The sequence below is a fragment of the Streptomyces lushanensis genome, assembly GCF_001700515.1.
Lineage (GTDB): Bacteria > Actinomycetota > Actinomycetes > Streptomycetales > Streptomycetaceae > Streptomyces > Streptomyces lushanensis.
On sequence record NZ_MAUD01000414.1, the window covers coordinates 1 to 5,595 of the forward strand.

Annotated in this window: 3 protein-coding genes and 1 pseudogene; 1 reads left to right on the forward strand and 3 read right to left on the reverse strand. The window is 73.7% G+C overall.

The features are described 5' to 3' along the window. Positions 1–1,246: serine hydrolase (locus BFF77_RS28250; RefSeq protein WP_066955351.1), on the forward strand; the 1,246-nt coding region annotated here is incomplete at its 5' end. Positions 1,247–1,311: 65 nt separating this feature from the next. On the opposite strand, the gene BFF77_RS28255 is transcribed toward BFF77_RS28250, so the two are convergent. From BFF77_RS28255 to BFF77_RS28265, 3 genes and pseudogenes are all read right to left on the reverse strand, one after another. Next, a complete protein-coding gene (locus tag BFF77_RS28255; RefSeq protein WP_066955355.1) occupies positions 1,312–2,844 on the reverse strand; it encodes a phytoene desaturase family protein in 1,533 nt (510 codons plus the stop codon). A gap of 95 nt (positions 2,845–2,939) precedes the next feature. After that, positions 2,940–5,213, reverse strand: a complete 2,274-nt coding sequence (locus tag BFF77_RS28260; RefSeq protein WP_066955358.1) for a serine/threonine-protein kinase — start codon at positions 5,211–5,213, stop codon at positions 2,940–2,942. Further along, positions 5,195–5,595 (reverse strand): annotated as a pseudogene (locus BFF77_RS28265) (oxygenase MpaB family protein); the annotation flags it as partial. The gene BFF77_RS28260 and the pseudogene BFF77_RS28265, both read right to left, overlap by 19 nt.

Consider the following 5,595-nt stretch of genomic DNA (forward strand, 5'->3'; position numbering starts at 1 on the left):
GCTGACGCACACCTCCGGCTTCCGGGCCTGGGTACCGCTCTACACGGCGCCGACGTACGAGGGCAAACTGGAGCTGCTCTGGAACGAGGCACCGCTCAACCCGCCCGGCACGGCCTATCTCTACTCGGACCTGAATCTGATCTCGCTCCAGCTCGTCCTGGAGCGGATCAGCGGGCGGCGGCTGGACACCCTGCTCCGCGACGGGATCACCGCTCCGCTCGGGATGCGCCGTACGCGCTACAACCCGCCCGCCTCCTGGCGGCCGAGGATCGCCGCCACGGAGGACGCGCGGCGGCCGTGGTCCGGGCTGGACCGCGGCCTGGTGTGGGGCGAGGTGCACGACGAGAACGCGTTCGGCCTCGGCGGAGTCGCGGGGCACGCCGGTGTCTTCTCCTGCGCCTGGGACCTGGCGGTCCTCGCCCGTACGCTGCTCAACGGCGGCGCCTACGGCCGGGCGAGGATCCTGCGCCCGGAGTCCGTGGAGCTGATGTTCACCGACTTCAACACCGCCTTCCCCGGCGATGCCCACGGTCTGGGCTTCGAGCTGTACCAGCACTGGTACATGGGCGCCATGGCCACTCCGAGCACGGCGGGCCACACCGGGTTCACCGGCACGAGTCTCGTTCTCGACCCGACGACCGACTCCTTCCTGATCGTCCTCGCCAACTCCGTGCATCCCGTCCGAAGCTGGCGTTCCGGGAGCGCGCCGCGTGTCGCGACCGCCGACCGGATGGCACGTGCCGTCGCGGTCCGGCCGCGGAGAGGCCGCACGGCCTGGTTCTCGGGCATGGCGAGCGCCACCACGGCCACGCTGACCCTGCCCCCGCTCGCACTCGCGCCCGCACCGGGGTCCGGGCCCGCACGGCTGCGCTGCTCGCTGTGGTGGGACACCGAGCCCGGCTCCGACGCGCTGTTCCTGGAGGCGTCGGCGGACGGCGGCGCGAGCTGGCGTCCGGTGCCCTTCACGACCGTACGGGCCGGGCAGGAGCCGCTGGCCCATCCCGCCGGCTCCGCCACGGGCTGGTCGGGCCGCGTCTGGCACCGGCTGAGCGCCGATCTCGCGGCCTGGCGCGGTACGGAGGTGGGCCTGCGCTGGCGGTACACGACGGACCGGCTGTATGTCGGACGAGGCGCGTATGTGGACGGACTGCGGGTCGAGGACGGCGGCGGTACGGTCTTCGACGAGTCACGGCGCGAGGACGCGGCCCGTATCGGCTCGATCGGCTGGGTGGCGTCGGAGAGTTGAGCCGCCCGCGTCCCGACCCGGTCCCGCCCGGGCCCCGCGCCGTCGTCCTCGGCCGCCGCGCGCGCTCACCGGCCCAGGGCCGCCATCGCCGCGTTGTGGCCGGGCACCCCGCTCACGCCGCCGCCCCGGACGGCGCCCGCGCCGCACAGCAGTACGTTCGCGTGCGCCGTCTCCACGCCCCAGCGTCCGGTCTCCTCGGCGGCGTAGGGGAAGGACAGATCCCGGTGGAAGATATGGCCGCCGGGCAGCCGCAGTTCACGTTCGAGGTCGAGCGGGGTCTTCGCCTCGATACAGGGACGGCCGCTCTCGTCCACCGCGAGACAGTCCGCGATCGGCTCCGCGAGCCTTTCGTCGAGCTGGGCGAGCGTGGCGGCGAGCAGTTCCGCGCGTACGGCGTCGTTGTCCGCGGTGAACAGCCGCGCGGGAGTGTGCAGTCCGAACAGGGTGAGTGTGTGGTGACCCGCCTCGGCGAGCCCGGGACCGAGGATCGACGGGTCGGTGAGGGAGTGGCAGTAGATCTCGGAGGGCGGCGCGCTCGGCGGCCGGCCGGCCGCCGCCTCCTGGTACGCCGCGGCCAACTGCTCGTATCCCTCGGCGATGTGGAAGGTACCGGCGAAGGCCTCGCGCGGATCGACCGACCGGTCGCGCAGCCGCGGCAGCCGGCGCAGCAGCATATTGACCTTGAGCTGGGCTCCCTCGGCGGCGACGGGCGGCTCCTCACCGAGAAGGGCGGCGAGGGCCTGGGGCGACGCGTTGACCAGTACCTGACGGGCCGTCACCGTACCCTCGCTCCCACCGGCGTGGAAGGAGACCTCGGCGGCGGTCCCGTCCGTGACGATCCCGGTCGCCTCGTGCCCGGTGACGATCTCGGCCCCGGCCGACCGCGCGGCATCCGCCAGCGCGTCGGTGAGCGCGCCCATCCCGCCCACCGGTACGTCCCAGTCGCCGGTGCCGCCGCCGATCACGTGGTAGAGGAAGCAGCGGTTCTGCACGAGTGAGGGGTCATGGGCATCGGCGAAGGTGCCGATCAGGGCGTCGGTGAGCACCACGCCCCGGACCAGATCGTGCTGGAACCGCTCCTCGACGGCGGTACCGATCGGCTCCTCGAAGAGCGTCCGCCAGGCGGTCGCGTCGTCGACACGCGCGCGCAGTTCCTCCCGGGCGGGCAGCGGCTCGGTGAGGGTGGGGAAGATCCGCTCGGCGACCCGTCCCGTCATCGCGTAGAACTCCCGCCAGGCCGCGTACTCCCTCTCGCCGCCGGTCAGCGCGGCGAAGGAGGCGCGGGTGCGGCCCTCACCGACCAGCAGCCCGCCCTCGCCCAGCGGTGTGTACGAGGAGACGGTCCGCTTGCGCACGGTGAAGCGCAGGCCCAGCTCCCGCACGATCTTCCCCGGCAGCAGGGAGACCAGATACGAATAGCGCGAGAGCCGGGCGTCCACCCCGGCGAAGGGACGGCTGGAGACGGCCGCGCCTCCGGTGTTCCCGAGCCGCTCCAGTACGAGGACGGAGCGCCCGGCGCGGGCGAGATAGGCGGCGGCGACCAGACCGTTGTGGCCGCCGCCGACGATGACGGCGTCGTACGAGACATGTGCGGGCATGGCTCTTGGTAGCACGCGGATGATCTCGGGGCCAGAGATGGCGGAGGACGGCCGGAGACATACCGGAAACACGCGGCGGATGCGACGGCGCCCGCTCAGCGGCCCCGGCCGCCGTGGCCCTGACGCAGCGCCGCCACCTGCCGGTACAGCTCCACCGCCTCCGCTCCCCTGCCGAGCTGCTCCAGACAGTGCGCCTCGTCGTTGCGGCTGGCCAGGGCGTCCGGATGGGCGGGGCCCAGCACCCGGTCGCGGGTGTCGGCGACCTGGCGGTAGACGGCCAGGGCCTCGCCCCAGCGGCCCAGCCAGCCCAGGCCGACGGCGATCTCCCGGCGGCTGACGAGTGTGTCGGGATGGTCGGGACCGAGGACCCGTTCACGGAGCGCGCAGACATCACGGGACTCCCCGAGCGCCTCCGCCCAGCGGGCGAGCCTGCCGAGATTGACCCCGAGCCCGTGCCGTGCCCGGAGGGTCTCCGGATGCTGCGGGCCATGGACGCGGATACGGTCGGCGACCAGCGCGCGGTACAGCTCCAGCGCCTCCCCGCTGCGGCCGAGCCGTCCCAGGCTGATGCCGACCTCGTAGCGGGCGGCGAGGCTGTCGGGATGGTCGGGCCCGAGCACGTGCGCGCGGGCCGCCGCGACCTCGTGGTACGCGCTCAGCGCCTCCGGCCAGCGGCCCAGCAGGCCGAGGGTGTAGGCCACCTCGTACTGGGTGACCAGAGTGTCGGGATGATGGGCGCCGAGCACCCGGGAGCGGGCGGCGGCGACCTCGCGGGCCAGCCGGTGGGCGTCCTCCAGCCGGCCGAGCCGGCTGAGGTTGTACGCCAGGTTGTGACGGCAGCGCAGGGTGTCCGGATGGTCGGGGCCCATGGTGCGCTCACGGGAGGCGAGGACCGACGCGAACACCTGGTGGGCCTCGAAGTGCCGGCCGAGCTGTCCGAGGACGTACGCCATCTCCTGGCGGGCGGTCAGCGTGTCCGGATGGTCGGGGCCGAGCGCGCGCTCTCGGCCCTCCACGACCCGGGAGAACTCGCGCAGCGCGTCGGCCGTCCGCCCGGTCCTGCTGAGGGTGAAGGCGACCTCGTACCGGCTGCCGAGGGTGTCCGGATGGTCGGGTCCGAGGGCGTGCTCACGCTCGGCCGCGACCGCGCGGTGCACCTCGCCCGCCTCGTCCCAGCGGCCGAGCCTGCCCAGGCTCAGACCGGCGTTGTGCCGGCTGGCGAGGACGGCGAGCTGCTCGGGCGAGGGAGTGGGCCGCGCCCGGTGCGGATACGTCCCGGCGGCGAGACGCGGGTCGGCGTGCGTGGTCCACTCGCCCGTCAGCCCGGCGGTGTGGTCGGGCGGGGTGTGCCGCAGGACGGACACGCCGGTCGCCTTGTGCCCGGTGGTCATCCCCCGGGTCCAGGACGGCAGTCGGTCCTCGTCCGGCAGCGGCGCCGGGCGGCCGGGGAAGGGCGGCACGGGACCCGGACCGGCGCCGGGCGGCACGGGGCGGCCGTCCCGGACGCCAGGGCCGGGAGCCGAGCGCGCGCCGCTGATCCGGCGGCGCAGATCGCCCGCGTCCGAGGGCCGTTCCTCGGGTGTCTTGGCCAGCAGGTCGAGCACGATCCGGTCGAAGAAGCCGGGCAGGTCAGCGCGGTGCCCGCTGGGCGGACGCGGGATCGTGTCCCGGTGGCCGACCAGGACCGCCCAGGCGTCGCCCAGGTCGAACGGCGGGGCGCCGGTGGCGATCTCGTACAGGACACAGCCCAGCGAGTACAGATCGCTGCGGTGGTCGACATGGCCGCCGCCGATCTGCTCGGGCGACATGTAGTGCGGCGTGCCCATCGCGATGCCCGTCCCGGTGAGCCGGGAGGTGAAACCGATGTCATGGCCGAGGCGCGCGATGCCGAAGTCGCAGATCTTCACCGTGCCGTCGGTGAGCCGCATGATGTTGGCGGGTTTCAGGTCCCGGTGGATGATGCCCTGATCATGGGTGTAGGCGAGGGCGTCCGCGATCTGCTCCGCTATGTCGACCAGATCGGGCACCGGGAGCGGGCGCTGCTGGTTGTCCTCCAGGAGCTGGCTGAGGTTGCGTCCTTCGAGCAGCTCCATCACGAGGTACAGGACGCCGTCGTACTCACCGAAGTCATGGACGACCGTGACGCCGCGGTGCTGGAGCGCGGCGGCGACCCGTGCCTCTCGGCGGAACCGCTCCCGCATGACGCGCGTGAACGACGAGTCCTGCTGCGGCCCCAGCGGCTTGAGGCATTTGACCGCGACCTGCCGTCCGAGCGACTCGTCGCGCGCCCGCCACACCTCGCCCATCCCGCCACGGCCGATCAGATCGAGCAGCCGGTAGCGGTCCTGGATCAGCCTGGTGTCCGCCATCGCGTGCTGTCGCCCCCGTCACCTCGCTGCGCCCTCCCCGGCCCGTCCAGTATGGCCGCCCGGCCCTGGAGTGTGTACGGGCTGGGCCGGGTGTCGGGGCCGAGCCTCGCCATCGCGCCCAGGATGTGCTTCGGCGGAAGCTGCCAGCGCACCCGCGCCGGGATACGCCGCAGCAGCTTCCCGGCGGCGGCGAGCCGGTGGCCGACGGCCTCCGGCGAGGGAGCCGCCCGGCCGTAGATGGCGTGGGCGAACGGCGGCAGGGCCTGGTAGGCGAGCGAGGCCACCCGGTGCCAGAGCAGCTCACGGGCCGGGACCAGCAGCGGGTGGGCCGGCGGCCGGCGCAGGAAGTCGTCCACCTCCCGCGCCTCGGGACCGCACTCCA

Bases quoted from the DNA above. Each gene is read 5' to 3' on its own strand.
- BFF77_RS28260 (WP_066955358.1), bottom strand. From the start codon at position 5,213: ATGGCGGACACCAGGCTGATCCAGGACCGCTACCGGCTGCTCGATCTG.
- BFF77_RS28255 (WP_066955355.1), bottom strand. From the start codon at position 2,844: ATGCCCGCACATGTCTCGTACGACGCCGTCATCGTCGGCGGCGGCCAC.